Below are 18,814 nucleotides of genomic sequence, written 5' to 3' on the forward strand. Positions count from 1 at the left end.
CTTTTTATTCACCGAAGAATCAATCTTCGCGATAACGACGCAGCTTCAGCGGTTTGCCACCGACGCGGGTGTCTTTCAGCTTGGCCAACAGACGCTCCAGACCTTCTTCCGGCAGCTCAACCAGGCTGAAGCTTTCGCGTACCTGGATGCGGCCGATGGCTTCGCGAACCAGGCCGCCTTCGTTGAGGATGGCGCCGAGCAGGTTCTTCGCGGCAATACCATCACGCGCGCCCAGCGCGGTGCGGCAACGGGCACGGCCTTCGGCCAGCGGCACCGGAGCACGACGCTCACGGCTGCCTTCACGATCAGGACGCTCAGGACGATCACCGCGTTCACTACGCTCACGCGGGCCACTGCTACCAGGAACCAGTGGCTGGTCACGTTCAACTTCAGCCAGGGTCAGCGCTTGGCCATTGGTGGCCTTGCGCAGCAGGGCTGCGGCCAGGGCACGCGGGCTGCAACCAATGTCAGCAGTCAGACGATCGAGCAGATCACCGTGGCTGGCTTCGGCATCAGCCACCAGCGGCGCCAGGCTGTTGGTGAGTTTCTTGATGCGCGCGTCCAGCACTTGCTGAGCGTTCGGCAGCTTGACCTCGCCAACCTTCTGCCCGGTTACACGCTCAATCACCTGCAGCATGCGGCGCTCACGCGGCGTTACCAGCAGCAGCGCGCGACCGGTACGGCCAGCACGGCCGGTACGGCCGATACGGTGTACGTAGGATTCAGGGTCATACGGCATATCCACGTTCATCACGTGAGTGATACGCGGTACGTCGAGGCCGCGAGCAGCAACGTCGGTGGCGATGACGATGTCCAGACGGCCATCTTTCAGCGAGTCGATCACGCGCTCACGCTGGTTCTGCGCGATGTCGCCATTTAGAGCAGCGGCCTTGTAGCCCTTGGCTTCCAGCGCGGCGGCCAGGTCCAGGGTGGCTTGCTTGGTACGCACGAAACCGATCAGCGCATCGAACTCTTCAACTTCCAGCAGACGCAGGACGGCGGCGTGCTTCTGGTCAGCGTGAACCATCAGGTGCGCCTGCTCGATGGCAGTCACAGTCTGGGTTTTCGAGGCGATCTTGATGTGTTGCGGCTCACGCAGGTGTTTCTCTGCGATGGCGCGGATCGAGTGCGGCAGGGTCGCGGAGAACAGCACGCTCTGACGGCTGGCCGGCATGGCTTCGAAGATCACTTCGAGGTCATCCATAAAGCCCAGCTTGAGCATTTCGTCGGCTTCGTCGAGCACCAGATACTGGATAGTCGACAGCACTTTCTCGTCGCGACGCAGGTGGTCAACCAGACGGCCCGGAGTGGCGACGATAACTTGCGCGCCCTGACGGATGGCTTTCAGCTGCGGGCCCATCGGCGCGCCGCCGTAAACGGCCACTACGTTGAGGCCAGGCATCTGCTTGGAATAGGTTTCAAAGGCGGTGGCCACTTGCAGGGCCAGCTCACGGGTCGGCGCGAGGATCAGCGCCTGCGGCTCGCGCTTGGCCGGGTCGATCTTCGACAGGATCGGCAGGGCGAAGGCCGCGGTTTTACCGGTGCCGGTCTGTGCCTGACCGATCATATCCTGACCGGACAGAATTACCGGAATGGCCTGGGCCTGAATCGGCGACGGCTCTTCGTAACCAACAGCGGTCAGTGCAGCAAGAATATTGGAATTGAGTCCGAGTGCGGCGAAGCCGCCGGTTTCCTGGGTCATGGGTCTGCCTCTAGTGCATCCGCAAAGACCCATGTTCCAAAGCTGCGCATGCCGTGTAAGACCCGAAAGTCACCCTGGCAGCTCTGTAGGCGGGGATTTGCGAAAACATGGTGATAAATGAATCGTCAAGGATAGCCCGCTTTGCGGACTGGCTGCCGAAGTCAAGCTTCGGGCGATTTGCACTACCTGAACGTGGCCAAAAATTGACCGGCGCGCACTATACCGGAAAACCTGGCCGATGTGCCTGATTTTCTCTAAATAAGCCACAAATAGAGCCTGTGCCGTGCCGAATGGTCATCCTCTGTTAGCCTGCAAATGGCACGCTGCAGTAGCACAGCGCACACTTTCATAACCTGCCACAAGGACTCACCGCCATGACCCAAAGCACCAGCGGCCGCGTCAGCCGTGAAAAACGCGGCCAGATCATGTTGATCGGCCTGGACCGAGCGAGCAAACGCAACGCTTTCGACATGCCCATGCTGGATGACATGTGCCTGGCCTATGGTGAGTTCGAACGCGACAGCGAGGCGCGGGTGGCACTGGTATTTGCCCATGGCGAACACTTTACCGCTGGCCTGGACCTGGCCAATGTGGCGGCGCAGTTCGCCGCCGGCTGGAAGATACCTGAAGGCGGTTGCGATCCCTGGGGCGTGTTCGGCGGGCCACGGGTGAGCAAACCGGTGATCGTCGCCGCGCAAGGCTACTGCTACACCATTGGCATCGAGCTGATGCTGGCCTCGGATATCAACCTGTGCGCCAGCAATACCCGTTTCGCCCAGATGGAAGTGCAGCGCGGGATCTTCCCCTTCGGCGGCGCGACCTTGCGCATGCATCAAACCGCCGGCTGGGGCAACGCCATGCGCTGGCTGCTGACGGGTGATGAGTTCGATGCTCACGAGGCCTATCGCCTGGGGCTTATCCAGCAGGTGGTGGCCAGTGAGGAGCTGCTGCCCAAGGCGCTGTGGCTTGCTGAACGCATTGCCGCGCAAGCGCCGCTGGGGGTGCAGGCCACCTTGGCCTCAGCGCGCCAGGCCGTGGTCGAAGGCCCGGCTGCCGCAGCCGCCAGCCTGCACCCGACCGTGACCCGCCTGATGGCCAGTGAAGATGCGCAGGAGGGTGTGCGAGCGATGCTGGAACGCCGTCCGGGCGATTTCAAAGGACGCTGAGTTTCATAATCCGCGAGCTGTTAAGAACCTGATTTACGGTATTGCGAGCTAGGATCATGCAAGGCAAAAGCAGGCGAGGAAGCGGAGTTTACTGGCGTAAATGAGCATTCCGAGCCTGCTTTTAACGCAGCAGGGCCGACGCGCAGCAGACCGTAAACAGGTCTCAGGTCGCCGGCCGCACTGCCTTAATCAACGACTCCAGCGAATAACCGAACTGCGGCGCCAATAGCGCATCACGGCGGCGCAGTTCGTCGAAGTCGACTTCCTGCTCCAGATCCGCCGGCACCAGCAACACCACATTGCCCTCCTTCACCGGGCACTCCCAGTAATGCCGATGGTAGAGACCGCGCAGCAGCGGCGCGCCAAGCGGCTTGCCGTCGTTGCCGGCCCACTGGTTGATGATCAGCCAGCCGCCGGGATTGAGCTGCTTCTGGCAGTTTTCCAGAAAGCGCCAGGCCAGATGCCCAGTCGCCGGACCGTGATCGGTATACAGGTCGACAAACAGCAGGTCGGTCTTTTCCGCGCTTTCCAGCAGTTCCAGCGCATCGCCGATACGGATGGTAAGGCGCGGATCATCGGTCAGCCCCATATGTTCCATGGCCAGACGAGGCACATCGGCGCGCAGCTCGATCACCTCGACATCATCCAGCGGCAGAAACTTCAGGCAGGCCTGAGTCAGGTTGCCGGCACCGAGGCCAAGAAACAGCGCACTTTCCGGGTGCTCGTGGCACAGCGCGCCAAGCAGCATGGCGCGGGTGTAGTCGTATTCCAGCCAGCTGGGGTCCGGCATATAGACGCAGCTCTGCTCAATCGCCTCACCAAATTCGAGAAAGCGGTACGCGCCCATTTCGACCACCTGAATCACCCCGAAGGCATCGTGCACTTCGGCGATCAGCAGCGGATCCGGCATCTGCCCAACCGGAGGTAAACCTGGCATCCCGCACACTCCACCGTGACATCCCCGACCATTTCGGCCAGAGGAAAGGCGCTAATTGTCATTGAGGCACCCTCCCCCGGTCACGCGATAATTTGCCGCAGTCGGGGGCGCCGAGTTTATCGTTCTGCGACTACAACAATAAAAACGATTATCGAGGTTTGCCATGTACGCCATTATCGGTGCCGGCCCCATGGGGCTGTGTACAGCACGTCAGCTGCACAAGCACGGTATCGACTTTGTCGGTTTCGAACTGCACGTGGATGTCGGCGGCCTGTGGGACATCGATAATCCGCACAGCACCATGTACGACTCGGCGCACCTGATTTCCTCCAAGGGCACCACCCAGTTCAGCGAATTCCCGATGCGCGCCGAGGTGGCCCCCTACCCGCATCACAGTGAGATGCGCCGTTACTTCCGTGACTACGCCAAGCACTTCGGCCTGTATACGCACTACCAATTCAATACCCGCGTGGTGGAAATTCAGCGCCTGGACAAGGGCTGGAAGCTGATCAGCGAACACAACGGCGTACAGCGTGAATGGCTGTTCGACGGCGTACTGATGGCCAACGGCACCCTGCATACGCCTAACCAGCCAGCACTGCCTGGCACGTTTACCGGCGAGCTGATGCACTCCAGCGACTACCGCTCGGCAGCGATGTTCGACGGCAAGCGCGTACTGGTGATCGGCTGCGGCAACTCGGCCTGCGACATTGCCGTGGATGCTGTGCATCGCGCCGCCTCGGTGGACCTGTCGGTGCGCCGTGGCTATTACTTTCTGCCCAAGTTCACCCTGGGTCGTCCGACCGACACCCTCGGCGGCGCGATCAAGCTGCCGCGCCCGCTCAAGCAATTCCTCGATGGCCTGCTGGTACGTGCGTTGGTCGGCAAGCCATCGCAATACGGCCTGCCCGACCCGGATTACAAACTCTACGAATCACACCCGGTGATGAACTCCCTGGTACTGCACTACCTCGGCCATGGCGATATCCGAGCGCGCCGCGATGTGGCCAAGGTCGACGGCTCGCAGGTGACCTTCAGCGATGGCGAACAGGCCGAGTACGACCTGATTCTGCAAGGCACCGGCTACAAACTCGACTACCCCTTTATCAACCGTGCGCACCTTAACTGGCCGAGCACTGCCGGGGCGCCGCAGCTCTACCTCAACGTGTTCCACCCCGAATACGACGACCTGTTCATGTTGGGCATGGTCGAAGCCTCGGGTCTCGGCTGGCAGGGCCGCGACGAGCAGGCCGAACTGGTGGCGCTGTATATCAAAGGGCTTCAATCCGGCAGCCAGGCGGCCAAAGACTTCCAGGCGCTCAAACGCGAACGCGCCGGCGTACGCCTGGACGGCGGCTACCAGTACCTGCAACTGGAGCGCATGGCCTACTACGTGCACAAGGACAGCTATCGTCAGAGCATCGCGCAGCACAGCAATAGCCTGCGCGCCGGCCTGGCTGCGCTGCCCGCGGCTGCCAGCCGTCCTGCCGAAGGAAGCCTGTGATGGAACCGGTAAATATCCAGTTCGACCCCAGCAGCCTGGTGCTGATCAACATCATCCTTGCGGTGATGATGTTCGGCGTCTCGCTGGACCTGCGCCTGGATGACTTCAAGCGCATCGTCCGCGAGCCCAAGGCACCGGTGATTGGCCTGCTCGCGCAGTTCGTTCTGCTGCCAGCGCTGACCTGCCTGGCCTGCTGGGCGCTGCGCATCGAGCCGATGCTGGCCCTGGGCATGATGCTGGTTGCGGCCTGCCCCGGCGGCAGCTTCTCTAACATCATGACCTGGATGGCACGCGGCAACGTCGCGGTCTCGGTGAGCATGACGGCGGTATCCAGCCTCGCTGCCAGCGTGCTGACACCACTGAATTTCGGCTTCTACGCCTGGCTTAACCCGCTGACCCGGCCCCTGCTGACGCAGATCGCCATGGACCCAGTCAGCCTGTTGCTGTTGGTGCTGCTGGTACTGGGCCTGCCGCTGATTGTCGGCATGTGGGTTGGCCGGCGTTTTCCTGGCCTATCGCTCAAGGTGGAAAAGCCGCTACGCGTCTTTGCCCTGCTGGTGATGCTGGCCTTCGTCACCCTGGCCTTCAGCCGCAATTTCGACCAGTTCATTACGCATTTCCATCTGTTCTTCTGGTTGGTGGTGGCGCATAACGCCCTGGCGTTGGCCGTGGGCTACGGGTGCGCGCGACTGTCCGGGCTGCCGGCAGCAGATCGTCGGGCGATCACCCTGGAAGTCGGTATCCAGAACTCTGCCCTGGGCCTGGTGATCATCTTCACCTTCTTCCCACAGGCCAGCGGCATGTTGCTGATCGCCGCGTTCTGGGGCTGCTGGCACCTGGTCAGCGGCCTGACCCTGGCCTTTATCTGGTCCCGTCAGCCACCCGCAAGCTTGCCGCTAACACCTGCGGCCCTGGTCAGCGCTGGAGAAAAATAATGCACACCATCTTGATCACCGGGGCCGCCAGCGGCCTCGGCTGGGAGCTTGCGCGCGCCTATCACGGCCAAGGCTGCAACCTGCTGCTCACCGACATCAATGCAGCCGGCCTGAGCGCGCGGGTAAATGAACTGGGCGCCGAGCGGGTAATCGGCCTGGCCGGTGATATCACCGACCCCACATTACACCAGCAATTACTGGACGCCTGCCGTGAACGCTTCGGTTGCCTCGATGTGCTGATCAACAACGCCGGCATCACCCACCGCTCGCCCACCCTGCACACCGACCCCGCCGTGTTTCGCAAGGTCATGGCCGTCGATTACCAGGCGCCCGTGGAGCTGACCCTGAGCGCCTTACCCTTTTTGCGCCAGAGCTGTGGTCAGGTCATCGCCATTGGTTCCATGGCCGGCTGGATGCCGGTGCTCGGCCGCGCCGGCTATTGCGCGGCGAAAAGCGCTTTGGGCCAGTTCTTCGAAGTACTGCGCGCAGAAATCGCCCGCGACGGCATCAAGATGCTGCTGGTCTACCCGAGCTTTCTCGACACGCCCATCGAACAGAATGCCCTCGGCGGCGACGGCAAGCAGGCGCAACACGGCCGCTCGACCGTTGGCCAGATACGCGGCGCCGACTGGATGGCCGCGCAGATTCTCCAGGCGCAAATGCAAGGCCGCGAGCGCCTGTTTCCCGACCGAGGCAGCTGGCTGGCCAGCCTGCTCTGGCGCATCGCCCCGGGTTTCTACTACCGCAAGATGAGCGCGCGCTTCGCCGGGGAGATGGGCTGATGGAGATTGTCTGGCTGGCCCTGGCCGGTTTTATCCTGCTGGCGTACACCCTGGAAGCGATCACCGGTTTCGGAAGCATCGTGATTGCCCTGTCACTGGGCGCCCTGCTGCTGCCCATTGACCAGCTGCTGCCAGTGCTGGTGCCGCTGAATATCTGCATGACCGGTTACCTGGTCTGGCGACATCGGCAGATGATCGATCGGCGCCTGTTGCTGGGCATGATCCTGCCGGGCATGGTCGTCGGCACGCTGATCGGCTATGCCCTGCTGCCCTTCCTCGATGCGCCCCTGGCCAAGCGCCTGTTTGGCGCACTGGTGCTGTGGTTTGCCGCTCGAGAACTGTGGCGCCTGCGTCACGCAGCCGTGCAGCCCGTGCGCCCCATGTGGCTTAGCCGCCTGCTCAGCCTGTGCGCTGGCGTCAGCCATGGCCTGTTTGCCTCCGGCGGGCCGCTGCTGGTGTTCGCCCTGGCCGGTACGCAACTGGACAAGGCGCGCCTGCGCGCCACCCTGGTCACGGTGTGGTTCACCCTCAACAGCCTGCTGACCCTGGCCTTCCTGCTCGACGGCCGCCTACTCCCCGCGCTGCCGCAAGTCGCCAGCTACGCCCCTCTGCTGCTGATCGGCGTGTGGCTGGGTGAGCGCCTGCACCAGCGCTTCAACGAACAGCATTTCCGCATTGCCATCTACCTGTTGCTGCTGGTCACCGGCGGCCTGCTGCTCGCGCCCTGGAGTCTGCTATGAGCTTCGACATCATCATCAAGAATGGTCTGTATTTCGACGGCACCGGTGCCCAGGGCACGCTGCGGCATATTGGTATTCGCGACGGCAAGATCGATGTGCTCAGCCTCAGCCCGCTGAATGAAAGTGGCTGCCCCGAGGTGCTGGATGCCGCCGGCAAGTGGGTGACGCCGGGCTTTCTGGAAATCCACTCGCACTACGACGCCGAAGTGATCGCCGCGCCCGCCTTGAAGGAATCGGTGCGCCACGGCGTCACCAGCGTGACCATCGGTTCCTGCTCGATCAGTATGGTGCTGGCTGATGCCGAGGACTGCTCGGACCTGTTCACCCGCGTCGAGGCGGTGCCGCGCGAATACGTGCTACCGATCCTGCAGGAGAAGAAGACCTGGCGCGACGCCGCCGGCTACCGCGCCTTCTACGACCAGCAGCCGCTGGGACCGAACGTCAGCTCCTTCCTCGGCCACTCCGAACTACGCGTGGCGGTGATGGGACTGGAACGGGCAACCAGCAAGATCAAACCGACTGAAGCCGAGTTGCAGCGCATGGAACAGCTGCTGGAAGAGGCGCTGGACGCCGGCTGCATCGGCCTCTCGGTGATGACCACCAAACTCGACAAGATGGACGGCGACCGCGCTTGGTCCAGCCCGCTGCCCTCGACCTTTGCCAGCTGGACCGAGTTCTCCCGCCTGTTTGCGGTGCTGCGCCGGCGTGGCGCGGTGCTCCAGGGTGCGCCGGACGCGGTAACCAAGGTCAACGTGTTCGCTTTCCTGTATCAGGCTCACGGCTGGTTTAGAAATCCGCTGAAGTGCTCGATGCTCACCGCGCTGGACCTGAAATCGCAGCCGCTGCTGCACCGCTTCACCCGCCTTTCCGGCTGGCTGGCCAACAAGGTTCTACGTGGCCACTTCCGCTGGCAGACCCTGCCGGCGCCCTTCACCCTGCGCCTGGAAGGGCTGAACGTGAACGCCTTCGAGGAGTTCGGTGCCGGCGAGATCCTGCGCAATATCAAAGACCCGGACGAGCTGTACGCCAAGGTACTGGAGCCAGAGTTCCGCGCCCTGTTCAAGAAGCAGGTCAAAGCAGTGCTGACCAAGGGTCTGTGGCACCGCGACTTCTCCGACTGCTGGGTAACCGAATGCCCGGACGCCAGCCTGGTCGGCCAGAACTTCAAACAGCTCGGCGCCACCCGTGGCCTGGATCCGGTGGATGCCTATTTCGAGCTGGCCTGCCAGTACCGCGAGGCGCTGAAGTGGAGCACCTGCTACGGCAACCAGCGCGAGGCGGTGATGCACAAGTTACTGGCCAGCCCCTGGACCCAGCCGGGGTTCGCCGACTCGGGCGCACACCTGCGCTCCATCGCTCAGTACAACTTCCCGCTGCGCTTCCTTAAATACGTGCGTGACGCCGAACTGGCCGGCACGCCGTTTATGGACATGGGTCGCGCCATCAATCGCCTGAGTGGCGAGCTGGCGGACTTTATCGGGGTGGACGCCGGCACTATCCGTGTTGGCGACCGTGCTGATGTGGTGATCGTCAACCCGGCCGGGCTGACCGTTGAGCTGGACGAGATGCATGAGGCACCGATGGAGGTGCTCGGCTTGGAGCGGGTGGTCAAGCGCAACGACGCGGCGGTGGAGGCGACGCTGATCAACGGCCGTATCGCCTACCGTCGCGGCAGCGAGTTCCCGCAAGAGCTGGGCAAGCTGCAGGGCTTTGGCTGCTTTCTGCCGGGGCGTGACGTATTGCCACGCACGGCCACCGTCAGCGGCTTCAGGCCTGTCACTACCTGAGCCGCACGTCACCATGCAGCGGCTCTATCGCGCCTATCGGCTTGAAGCGTCCGGCTTATCGGTTACCATGCCCGTCCGCCTAAATTGACTGAAGCCGAGAGCCGCAATGTCGCAACCCTGGAGCCCTGAAAGCTGGAGAGCCAAGCCGATCCAGCAACAACCGCAATACCCGAATGCCGCACAACTGGCTCAGGTCGAACAGACCCTGGCCGGTTATCCGCCGCTGGTGTTTGCCGGAGAAGCCCGCGAACTGCGCCGCCAGTTTGCCGAGGTCACCCAGGGTCGCGCGTTTCTCCTGCAGGGTGGCGATTGCGCCGAGAGCTTTGCCGAGTTCAGCGCGGCGAAAATCCGCGACACTTTCAAGGTGCTGCTGCAGATGGCCATCGTCATGACCTTTGCCGCCGGTTGCCCGGTGGTCAAGGTCGGGCGCATGGCCGGCCAGTTCGCCAAGCCGCGCTCGGCCAACGATGAAACCATCGGCGGCGTGACCCTGCCCGCCTACCGCGGCGATATCGTCAACGGCATCGGCTTCGACGCCGCCAGCCGCGTACCGGACCCGGAGCGCCTGCTGCAGGCCTACCACCAGTCCACCGCTTCGTTGAATCTGCTGCGCGCCTTTGCCCAGGGCGGCTTCGCCGACCTGCATCAGGTGCACCAGTGGAACCTCGACTTTATTGCCAACTCGGCACTCGGCGAGAAGTACAGCCAACTGGCCGATCGCATCGACGAAACCCTGGCCTTTATGCGTGCCTGCGGCATGGACGGCGCGGCGCAAGTGCGCGAAACCAGCTTCTTCACCGCTCACGAAGCGCTGCTGCTGAACTACGAGCAAGCCTTTGTGCGCAAGGACAGCCTCACCGGCGGCTGGTACGACTGCTCGGCGCATATGCTGTGGATCGGCGACCGCACCCGTCAGCTGGACGGCGCACATGTCGAGTTCCTGCGCGGTGTCGGCAACCCGATTGGGGTAAAAGTCGGCCCAAGCATGGACAGCGAAGAGCTGATCCGCCTGATCGATATCCTCAACCCGGACAACGATCCCGGCCGTCTCAACCTGATCGTGCGCATGGGCGCAGACAAGGTCGAAGCCGGCCTGCCGCGCCTGATCCAGACCGTGCAGCGTGAAGGCCGCCAGGTGCTGTGGAGCAGTGACCCGATGCACGGCAACACCATCAAGGCCTCAAGTGGCTACAAGACCCGCGACTTTGCGCAGATTCTTGCCGAAGTGAAGCAGTTCTTCGCCGTGCACCAGGCCGAGGGCAGCTATGCCGGGGGTATCCATATCGAGATGACCGGACAGAACGTCACCGAATGCATTGGCGGCGCGCGACCGATCACCGAAGACGGCCTGTCGGATCGCTACCACACCCACTGCGACCCACGGATGAACGCCGACCAGTCGCTGGAGCTGGCCTTCCTGATCGCCGAAACCCTCAAGCAGGTACGCCGCTAACGGCGGCGGCTCGCCCCGCTGCTACGCCGCAAAAGGCGCAGTAGCGGGATTCATTCAGGCAATCAGGCGTTCACGCAAACGTCCGAGCATGCCCAACAAACTGCCGACTTTCTCACGTTCGCGATCATCAACAGGTTGCTGCGCCAGTCGCGTGACCACCTGCGCCGGCTGCGCACGCCAGATCTGCGCCTGTTCGGCCGCTGCCAACAAGCCCTTGTCGAACAAGCCACGACGAATCGGCTTGGGCAGGTAACGGAAAATCTGCGCCTCGTTGATCAGTTTGAGCAGCGCCTGGGTATCGCAGAACGGCGTCACCACCAGACTGAGCAGACGCGGATGGGCCTGGGCCAGGCTTTTCAGCAGCGGCGCGGTGTCCTCCCCGGCGACTTGCAGGTCACTGATCAACAGATCAATCGGCTGGCTGTTAAGCAGCATCACGGCGTCGCTCAGCGATGCCGCGCGCAGCAGGCGATGACCGCCGGCCACGCAGAACTCTGCCACCACATCCAGGGTCGATGCATCCTCATCCAGGAGCAGCACATTGAGCGCCGCCTGCGGTATAGCTGCAGACGCTTTCGGCGTCTGCAACTGGCGCGCGGCAATCTGCGCGGCCTGGCGCAAGGTAAAGGCCATTTCCTGCTGGTCCCAGGGCTTGGTCAGGTAACGGAAGATGCCACCACTGTTGAGCGCCTCCACGGCTGCATCCAGGTCCGAGTAGCCAGTCAGCAGAATGCGCAGGGTATCGGGAGCAATCTCACGTGCCTGGGCCAGCAGTTCGGCGCCGCTCATTTGCGGCATACGCTGGTCACTGACGATTATTTGCACACGCTCGCTTCTCAGCCGTTCCAGGGCGCGACGCGGGTCGCTCTCGGTCAGCACCTCATACTCGCGGCGAAACTGCAGGGCCAGGCTGCGCAGAATGCGCTCTTCGTCGTCGACAAACAGAATACGAATCGGCTCGCTCATATCAGGCACTCCGTTGTAGTGGCAGCGCCTGCGGGCGCGGCAGGCGGATCAGAAAGCGCGTACCGCGCCTGGGCTCGGACGCTGCGCGGATCTGTCCGCCGTGGTCCTGGATGATCTTGTAGCTGATCGATAGCCCCAGCCCGGTGCCCTGACCCACTGGCTTGGTGGTAAAGAACGGATCGAAGATGCGCGCCAGCACCTCAGGCGGCATGCCACGCCCGGAATCCTGCACGGAAATGCACACGGCACTGTCTTCGGCCCAGGTTTTCACCAGAATCTGACCAAAACCATCAATGGCCTGGGCGGCGTTGTTGAGCAGGTTGAGCAGCACCTGGTTGATCTGCGACGGCGCACAGGGAATACGCGGCAGCTCGCCCAGTTGCAGGATGGTTTCAGCCTTGTCCTTGATGCCATTGCGGGCAATTACCAGGGCGCTGCGGATGCACTCATTGAGGTCGACCTCCTCGCTCATGGCGCGATCCAGGCGGGCGAAGTCCTTCAGCCCGACCACCAGTTCGGCAATCTGCTCTAGGCCATACAGGGTGTCGCTGAACAGTTGGGTAAAGTCCTCCACCAACAGTTCCGGTGCAGCCTTGGTGCGGGCCTCGGCGGCGGCCTCCAGGGCCATGGCCAGACGCGCCTCATCACAGCTCGGATCGTTCAGGCAGTCGCCCAGTGTGCCCTGCGCCTCGGCCAGTTCAAACAGCGGCGTACTCAGTTCGCGCAGCAGCTGCACGTTGTTTTTCACATAACCCAGCGGGGTGTTCAGTTCGTGGGCGACGCCGGCGACCATCTGCCCAAGCGAGGCCATCTTTTCTGACTGCACCAGTTGAGTCTGCGATTCCTTGAGCTCAACCAAGGCCTTGCGCAGCACCAGATTGCGCTGGGCGATGCGCGCTTCCATGGCCTTGAGCAGATCGAGCACGGTGCCCAGACCGCGATACAGGCCCTGGGCGTCGACCAGGATAAAGTCCTCGGTGATTGGGTATTGCAGCTGCCCGGTGATCTGCTTGGCGGCGTCCTCCAGGCTGGTGTCCAGACTGACCACCAGAGGCGCCGCATTCATCACCTCTTGCACCGCGTGACGGCCACGCAAGTCGCGCCCGAAGCGCTGCATAAAGATGTCCTGCAAGGTGGTGCGACTGACCAGGCCCAGCGGCCGACCGGCGCTATCGACAATCGGCAGCGAGAGAAAAGCCTTGAGCTCCGGCGTCAGCAGCCGATCCGCCACATCTGCGATGCTCATGTCCGCAGCCAACGGCGTAACCGGCTTGAGCAAGCGCGTAAGCGCGCTGGCAGTGGTCATGGGCAGACTCCCTGTGCGTTGGAAAGCCGCCATTCAACCAGCGCCAAGTTGCTGCCGTGTGACAGTCGTCACACTCATTTCCAGAGCCCGAGCGCTGGGCTACCCCACCGGAACACGGTTACCGTTTAATTGCCGGCCGCCGCGCGCTATGGTGGCCGCTCAACTCTGCAAGGACGGTGTTATGACCTGGTATATCTGGCTGCTGATGCTTCTGGTGCTGGGCTCCATTGTGGGTGGCCTGATGGTGCTGCTACGCACTGCCAAACCGCTGCCGCTAAGCGAGGAACAGCTGGAGAAGATCCGCCAACGCCAGCTTGAGCAAGAAGCCAAGGACGCCCGCGAGCCTTAACCGCAACCGACAAGGACGTACCATGCCATTGCATCTGCGCCTGCTGCTGCCTGCCCTGTGCCTGGCCAGTGGGTTTGCCCTGGGTTATATCCAGCTGGCGGGGCTGGCCGCCGGCGCTGCCCTCTGCGCATTACTGCTGGTTGCCGACAAATACCTGCCCAGTGCGCTGTGGGCTGGGCTAAGCCTGTTGGCCTGCATCAGCTTTGCTGCGCACCTGGTTCCAGGGTTTAGCGCTACACCGCTGTGGTCGCCGCGCCAACTGAGTGCCGATGCCGCACCCTACGCTCTGCGCTTGTCCTGGGACAAGCTGCTGGTCGGCGTCACACTACTGGCCTGGTGGCTGGGGCAGAAGACACCGAGCAAAGCACTGTCAAAAAACGTCTGGCTCACCGCCGCACTGACGTTGCTCGTTGTACCGCTGCTGGCATTGGCGCTGGGTTTGGTCGGCTGGCAGCCGAAATGGCCAGACGGGCTTTGGCTGTGGTTGGCGGTCAATCTGGGAGTGGCCGTGCTGGCCGAAGAATTGCTGTTTCGTGGTTTGCTGCAAAGCCGACTGGTCAGCTGGCTCGGTGCCGGTGCGGGAATTGGCATGACGACGCTGCTGTTCGCTGCCGTGCATCTGCCCTTCAGCCCGTTATTTGCCGTAGTCGCCGGGATTGCTGGCCTGGGCTATGGGCTGATCTTCCACTTCAGCGGGCGGATCAGCCTGGCTATCGCCCTCCATGGGGCGGTCAATTTGCTACATCTGCTGCTATTGAGTTATCCGCTGCGGGTGGGATGACGGCGACCTGATAGCGGCTGAAAATCTTCTCCAGCTGACCGTTATTGCGCAGCGTTCCATACAAAACCATAAACTGATCAGGCGTTATAGGCGCCTGCGGGTGCAACAAGACTTGATGGCGATAGCGCTGGTCGACGCGTTCGGATACCAGCAGTTGTCCAGCGTATTGCCGATTGCGCTCGAGGAAGACACCAATATAAGAACGTGTCACCAAGGCAATTTCAGCCCGTTTGTGCAGCACCATTAGCAGATTGCTGTCATGGGAATGGGTCAGGGTGGCGTTGAAGGTCGTGCTCAGGTATTCCGGAGAGGCATTGAAATTAGCAAAGGCATAATGATAGCCATGGTAGAGCGCTAAGCGCTTGCCTTCGAACGAATCAAAATAGCGCTGATTACGGCCCGGCTCAGCGCGGGCAACAAACACTTCAGAATCTTCCAGGTACATATCCAACGCAACATGCTGAACATCCCGCCAACCCCAATCCGGGTTTTCGAAGACAGCCAAATCAATGCGTTGTTGCTCAAAGTCACGAAAGCGTCGCTTAACCGCAGTTGGCACCAAAACAAAGCGATAGTCAGTCTGGGCCTGATTCAGCGCGGCAACCAACTCGTCAAGTAACCCGGTGGTATGGGATTGCTCGGCTTTAAACACATACGGTGGAAAATCTACAGCGGCCACGCGCACTTCCTGCGCAGCCAGAAGCGGCCCGGCCAGCAGCAGCGCCAGACTCATGCCGAAAAACCTGCTTACCCCACGCCTGATGAATCCCATTTGACGCCAATTTCCCTATTTTTCGAGTAACTGCAGCCTAACTCAGGCAAATCTGACCGAACAGAGCATTTTCAGTCTTTTATCAGCACCGATGCGTCACGCAAATGGTAGCGCCCCAGTAGTTTATCCAGCAGCTTGTCGCGATTGAGTTGTTTGAGCAGTTCGGCAAAGGCTTGCGGCTGCAGCGCAGACTCAGGGCGGAACAACGCCTGGTGCTGGTAAACCTGATCAACCCGCTGGGAAACCAGCAAGGCGCTGCTCTGCTCCGGGTAACGCTGTTGGTAGGCGCGCAGGTAAGAGCGCGTGACCACCGCTACATCGGCCCGGCCACGCAGCAGCATGATCAGGTTGCTGTCGTGGGAGTAGGTCAGCACCGCATTGAATCTATCGGTGAGAAACTGCTTGTCCGAGTTGAACCCGGCAAAGCCGTAGTGATAGCCGCTGTACAGCGCCATGCGCTTGCCCTGGAGCTGATCAAAATAGCGCTCGTCACGTCCCGGTTGCAGGCGTGCAACATAGACTTCGGCATCTTCGATATGCAGATCCAGCGCGGCATGCGCAGTGTCCTGCCACCCCCAGGCCGGAGACTCAAACAGGATCAGGTCGAAACGGCCGCTTTGCAGATCGCGGTAGCGGCGCATGGTCGAGGTCGCAACCAGGGTAAAGCGGTAGTCGCTTTGCAGTTGATTGAGCGCCTGCAACAACTCCGGTAGCAGGCCACCAGGGCGCTCACTTTCCGGTTTAATCACATAAGGCGGGAAATGATAGGCCCCCACTCGCACTTCTTCCGCAGCCTGCGCAACGCATACCGCAGAAAGCATCAACCCGAGCAGCAAACCTCGTAACAGGGTGGCCAAGCAGCGAACCTCAGAGCAAAACGCAGCGACATCTTCCGTAACCTGAAACGCTCGTAATCCTTTGGCGCCAAAATACTATCAATGTGCCACTTCAGAGTAGCTTAATTTCCTCAGGCGTCCTTGATCACCAGTGACAGCGCCTCTTCGGCCAGCTGATCAAGGGTCATCGGACCTTCCGGGCGGAACCAGGTGGTGGTCCAGCTCAGCGCGCCAGTCAGCAGGCGACGCAGGATAAACGGATCAGCCTTGAAGTAACCGGCTGCCTTCGCCTCGTCCAGCACCTGCAGCCAGAGTTGTTCGTAGTGGTCGCGCAGTTCAAGGATAAACGCCTGCCCTGGCTCCGACAGCGAACGCCATTCATACACCAACACGGCCATGGCCTCACCGGTGCCACCCATGATCGATTGCAGCTCGCAGCGGATCAGCGCCAGCACGCGGCCGCGCAGATCGCTGGCTTCGGCCAGCGAGGCCTGCATCAGCGCGGTGTTGTAACGAATGGTCTCTTCCATCACCGAACGCAGGATTTCGTCCTTGCTCTTGAAGTGATGAAAGATGCTGCCGGACTGAATGCCCACGGCACTGGCCAGATCACGCACCGTGGTGCGCTCATAACCCTTGCTGCGAAACAGGTGCGCTGCGGTTTGCAGCAGTTTGCCGCGTGCGCTGTCCGGATCGGTGATCTGCCCGCTGGCCACCAGTTGCTGCATCACCGCCTGCGCTTGTTGATCATCCACGCTAAGTACTCTCCAACTCTCTTTATGCCTCGGGCCAGGCGATCCAGCCTGCCATTGCACACTGGCTCTCAACTGGTTTACCCAAGTGCTTGTCGTTATTAGTGAAATTTATGCTGCGCCAGCCAACCAAGCAAGCGCTTGGCCACACTTTCGGTTAGAAAGATTCACCGCAGGGCTTTTCAACCAAGCGCTTGCTTGGTAGCCTCTGAGTCATCTTATTCATGTGTTGCGGACCTCTTCAAATGACTAAAACCGTACGCATCGGCTGTGCTTCTGCCTTCTGGGGCGATACCAGCACCGCCGCCGCCCAGCTGGTTCAGGGCACCGAACTGGATTACCTGGTATTCGATTACCTGGCCGAAGTGACCATGTCGATCATGGCCGGGGCGCGGATGAAGAAGCCGGACGCCGGCTACGCCACTGACTTTGTGGAAGCCCTCGCACCGCTGCTGCAGGACATCGCCGCCAAGAACATCCGCGTAATCAGCAACGCTGGCGGGGTCAACCCCAGTGCCTGCGCTGCTGCCCTGGCCACTGCTTGTGAACAAGCCGGGGTCAATCTGAAGATTGCCGTACTGCATGGCGACAACCTGCAACCAAAACTCGGCGAACTGGCCAAGGCCGGCACCGTGGAAATGTTCAGCGGCGCGCCGTTGCCGCCCTTCTGCGTCTCGGTCAACGCCTACCTCGGCGCGCCGGGTATCGTCGAAGCCCTGAAGCTCGGTGCGGATATCGTCATCACCGGCCGCGTGGTCGACAGCGCCGTGGTCAGCGCCGCCCTAGTGCATGAGTTTGGCTGGAGCTGGAGCGACTACGACCAGCTGGCTCAGGCCGCGCTGGCCGGGCATATCATCGAATGCGGCGCGCAGTGCACCGGCGGCAACTTCACCGACTGGGAAAGCGTGCCGGATTACGAACACATCGGCTTCCCGGTGGTGGAAGTGGTGGCCGACGGCAGCTTTGTCGTGACCAAGCCGGAAGGTTCCGGCGGCTTGGTCACGCCTTTTACCGTGGGCGAGCAGATGCTCTATGAGATCGGCGATCCACGGGCCTATTACCTGCCCGATGTGCTCTGCGATTTCACCCAGGTGCAACTAAGCCAGGTCGGCGACAACCGCGTGGAGCTGAAGGGTGCACGCGGCCTGCCGCCGACTGATCAGTACAAAGTCAGTGCCACCTACCCGGACGGTTTCCGCTGCACCGCCAGCTGTCTGATGGCCGGTATCGATGCAGTGAAGAAAGCCCGGCGCGTCAGCCAGGCGATCATCAGCAAGACCGAAGAAATGTTCGCCGAGCGCGGCTGGGGTCCGTACAAGGAAGTCAGCATCGAGCTACTGGGCAGCGAAGCCACCTACGGCCCGCGTGGCCAGCGCACCGACACCCGCGAGGTCGTGATCAAGATCGCCGTGCGCCATGCCAAGAAGGAAGCGCTGGTGCTGTTCTCCCGCGAAATCGCCCAGGCGGCCACCGGCATGGCACCGGGTCTGACTGGCATCGTCGGCGGCCGCCCTACGGTTTACCCGGTAATCCGCCTGTTCAGCTTTCTCGCCAACAAAAGCGCCTGCGCACTCGAAGTGGAAATAGGCGGCGAACGTACCTCGGTCGCACTGCCGCAGATCGCGGTGCTGGACAGCTCGCAGATTGCTGCCGATATCGCCGCCCCGCAGCCAAGCGGCCAGGCCGACGCCTGCGTACCGCTGATCAAGTTGGCCGTAGCGCGCTCTGGCGACAAGGGCAACCACAGCAACATTGGTGTAATGGCCAGAAAGCCCGAGTACTTGGCCTGGATCGCCGCTGCGCTAACCGAGGGAGCCGTGGCCGAATGGATGCAGCACGCGCTCGACCCGCAAACCGGCAAGGTCAGCCGCTGGTATTTGCCCGGCAGCCATAGCCTGAACTTCCTGCTGGAGAACGCCCTGGGCGGCGGCGGCGTCGCCTCCCTGCGCATCGACCCGCAAGGCAAGGCCTTCGCCCAACAGTTGCTGGAATTCCCGATACCGGTGCCCAAGGCGCTGGCCGCTAGCCTCGAACAAGGACAATAAC

17 protein-coding genes are annotated in these 18,814 nt (G+C 61.8%); 10 read left to right on the forward strand and 7 right to left on the reverse strand.

Translation table 11 applies throughout. From position 1 onward, the window contains the following. Positions 1 to 19: 19 nt before the first annotated feature. Complete coding sequence (locus ACIN8IBEIGE_RS10825) at positions 20 to 1,735, reverse strand: DEAD/DEAH box helicase (protein ID WP_178124351.1); 1,716 nt, start codon at positions 1,733 to 1,735, stop codon at positions 20 to 22. Positions 1,736 to 2,076: 341 nt separating this feature from the next. On the opposite strand from ACIN8IBEIGE_RS10825, the gene ACIN8IBEIGE_RS10830 reads away from it, so the two are divergent. Continuing rightward, the gene (locus tag ACIN8IBEIGE_RS10830; protein WP_160014621.1) at positions 2,077 to 2,868 is read left to right on the forward strand and encodes a crotonase/enoyl-CoA hydratase family protein; all 792 of its coding nucleotides are present in this window, start codon (positions 2,077 to 2,079) and stop codon (positions 2,866 to 2,868) included. 163 nt (positions 2,869 to 3,031) lie between these two features. Here the strand turns inward: ACIN8IBEIGE_RS10830 and ACIN8IBEIGE_RS10835 are convergent, their stop codons facing one another. Further along, positions 3,032 to 3,805, reverse strand: coding sequence for a spermidine synthase (locus ACIN8IBEIGE_RS10835; RefSeq protein ID WP_160014622.1), 774 nt, complete (start codon positions 3,803 to 3,805; stop codon positions 3,032 to 3,034). 163 nt (positions 3,806 to 3,968) lie between these two features. On the opposite strand from ACIN8IBEIGE_RS10835, the gene ACIN8IBEIGE_RS10840 reads away from it, so the two are divergent. From ACIN8IBEIGE_RS10840 to ACIN8IBEIGE_RS10865, 6 genes are all read left to right on the forward strand, one after another. Then, on the forward strand, positions 3,969 to 5,309 hold the full coding sequence (locus ACIN8IBEIGE_RS10840) for an NAD(P)/FAD-dependent oxidoreductase (RefSeq protein WP_160014623.1): 1,341 nt from the start codon (positions 3,969 to 3,971) through the stop codon (positions 5,307 to 5,309). Then, positions 5,309 to 6,244 carry a bile acid:sodium symporter family protein gene (locus ACIN8IBEIGE_RS10845; RefSeq protein WP_160014624.1) on the forward strand — a complete coding sequence of 312 codons (936 nt, stop codon included), beginning with the start codon at positions 5,309 to 5,311 and terminating at the stop codon, positions 6,242 to 6,244. The genes ACIN8IBEIGE_RS10840 and ACIN8IBEIGE_RS10845 overlap by 1 nt, the downstream gene beginning before the upstream one ends. Further along, positions 6,244 to 7,026, forward strand: a complete 783-nt coding sequence (locus ACIN8IBEIGE_RS10850; protein WP_160014625.1) for an SDR family NAD(P)-dependent oxidoreductase — start codon at positions 6,244 to 6,246, stop codon at positions 7,024 to 7,026. The genes ACIN8IBEIGE_RS10845 and ACIN8IBEIGE_RS10850 overlap by 1 nt, the downstream gene beginning before the upstream one ends. Further along, positions 7,026 to 7,766 (forward strand): sulfite exporter TauE/SafE family protein, encoded by a 741-nt coding sequence (locus ACIN8IBEIGE_RS10855; RefSeq protein WP_160014626.1) that lies wholly within the window; start codon positions 7,026 to 7,028, stop codon positions 7,764 to 7,766. Before ACIN8IBEIGE_RS10850 ends, ACIN8IBEIGE_RS10855 begins: the two co-directional genes overlap by 1 nt. Next, a complete protein-coding gene (locus ACIN8IBEIGE_RS10860) occupies positions 7,763 to 9,553 on the forward strand; it encodes an amidohydrolase family protein (protein ID WP_160014627.1) in 1,791 nt (596 codons plus the stop codon). The genes ACIN8IBEIGE_RS10855 and ACIN8IBEIGE_RS10860 overlap by 4 nt, the downstream gene beginning before the upstream one ends. 106 nt (positions 9,554 to 9,659) lie before the next feature. Then, positions 9,660 to 11,006: a class II 3-deoxy-7-phosphoheptulonate synthase gene (locus ACIN8IBEIGE_RS10865; protein WP_160014628.1), complete on the forward strand. Its 1,347-nt coding sequence runs from the start codon at positions 9,660 to 9,662 to the stop codon at positions 11,004 to 11,006. 54 nt (positions 11,007 to 11,060) lie between these two features. Here ACIN8IBEIGE_RS10865 and ACIN8IBEIGE_RS10870 read toward each other — a convergent pair whose 3' ends face one another. After that, entirely contained in the window at positions 11,061 to 11,972 is a 912-nt protein-coding gene (locus ACIN8IBEIGE_RS10870; protein WP_160014629.1) for a response regulator, read from the reverse strand. Position 11,973: 1 nt separating this feature from the next. Beyond that, a complete protein-coding gene (locus ACIN8IBEIGE_RS10875; RefSeq protein WP_160014630.1) occupies positions 11,974 to 13,278 on the reverse strand; it encodes an ATP-binding protein in 1,305 nt (434 codons plus the stop codon). A 181-nt stretch (positions 13,279 to 13,459) separates the two neighbouring features. Here ACIN8IBEIGE_RS10875 and ACIN8IBEIGE_RS10880 point away from each other — a divergent pair, with 181 nt between their 5' ends. Beyond that, positions 13,460 to 13,627, forward strand: coding sequence for a DUF2897 family protein (locus ACIN8IBEIGE_RS10880; protein WP_090387853.1), 168 nt, complete (start codon positions 13,460 to 13,462; stop codon positions 13,625 to 13,627). A 22-nt stretch (positions 13,628 to 13,649) separates the two neighbouring features. After that, entirely contained in the window at positions 13,650 to 14,408 is a 759-nt protein-coding gene (locus ACIN8IBEIGE_RS10885) for a CPBP family intramembrane glutamic endopeptidase (RefSeq protein ID WP_160014631.1), read from the forward strand. Here the strand turns inward: ACIN8IBEIGE_RS10885 and ACIN8IBEIGE_RS10890 are convergent. The 3 genes from ACIN8IBEIGE_RS10890 to ACIN8IBEIGE_RS10900 all read right to left on the reverse strand — a co-directional run bounded on the left by ACIN8IBEIGE_RS10890 (position 14,359) and on the right by ACIN8IBEIGE_RS10900 (position 16,771). After that, positions 14,359 to 15,141 (reverse strand): ABC transporter substrate-binding protein, encoded by a 783-nt coding sequence (locus tag ACIN8IBEIGE_RS10890; protein WP_160014632.1) that lies wholly within the window; start codon positions 15,139 to 15,141, stop codon positions 14,359 to 14,361. The two genes, ACIN8IBEIGE_RS10885 and ACIN8IBEIGE_RS10890, sit on opposite strands and share 50 nt — an antisense overlap. 110 nt (positions 15,142 to 15,251) lie before the next feature. Further along, complete coding sequence (locus ACIN8IBEIGE_RS10895) at positions 15,252 to 16,001, reverse strand: PhnD/SsuA/transferrin family substrate-binding protein (protein ID WP_160016363.1); 750 nt, start codon at positions 15,999 to 16,001, stop codon at positions 15,252 to 15,254. A 146-nt stretch (positions 16,002 to 16,147) separates the two neighbouring features. Continuing rightward, positions 16,148 to 16,771 carry a TetR/AcrR family transcriptional regulator gene (locus tag ACIN8IBEIGE_RS10900; protein WP_160014633.1) on the reverse strand — a complete coding sequence of 208 codons (624 nt, stop codon included), beginning with the start codon at positions 16,769 to 16,771 and terminating at the stop codon, positions 16,148 to 16,150. 242 nt (positions 16,772 to 17,013) lie between these two features. Here ACIN8IBEIGE_RS10900 and ACIN8IBEIGE_RS10905 point away from each other — a divergent pair, with 242 nt between their 5' ends. After that, positions 17,014 to 18,813 carry an acyclic terpene utilization AtuA family protein gene (locus ACIN8IBEIGE_RS10905; RefSeq protein ID WP_160014634.1) on the forward strand — a complete coding sequence of 600 codons (1,800 nt, stop codon included), beginning with the start codon at positions 17,014 to 17,016 and terminating at the stop codon, positions 18,811 to 18,813. The last annotated feature ends 1 nt before the right edge of the window (position 18,814 follow it).

This window comes from Pseudomonas sp. 8BK (genome assembly GCF_902506475.1).
Lineage (GTDB): Bacteria > Pseudomonadota > Gammaproteobacteria > Pseudomonadales > Pseudomonadaceae > Aquipseudomonas > Aquipseudomonas anguilliseptica.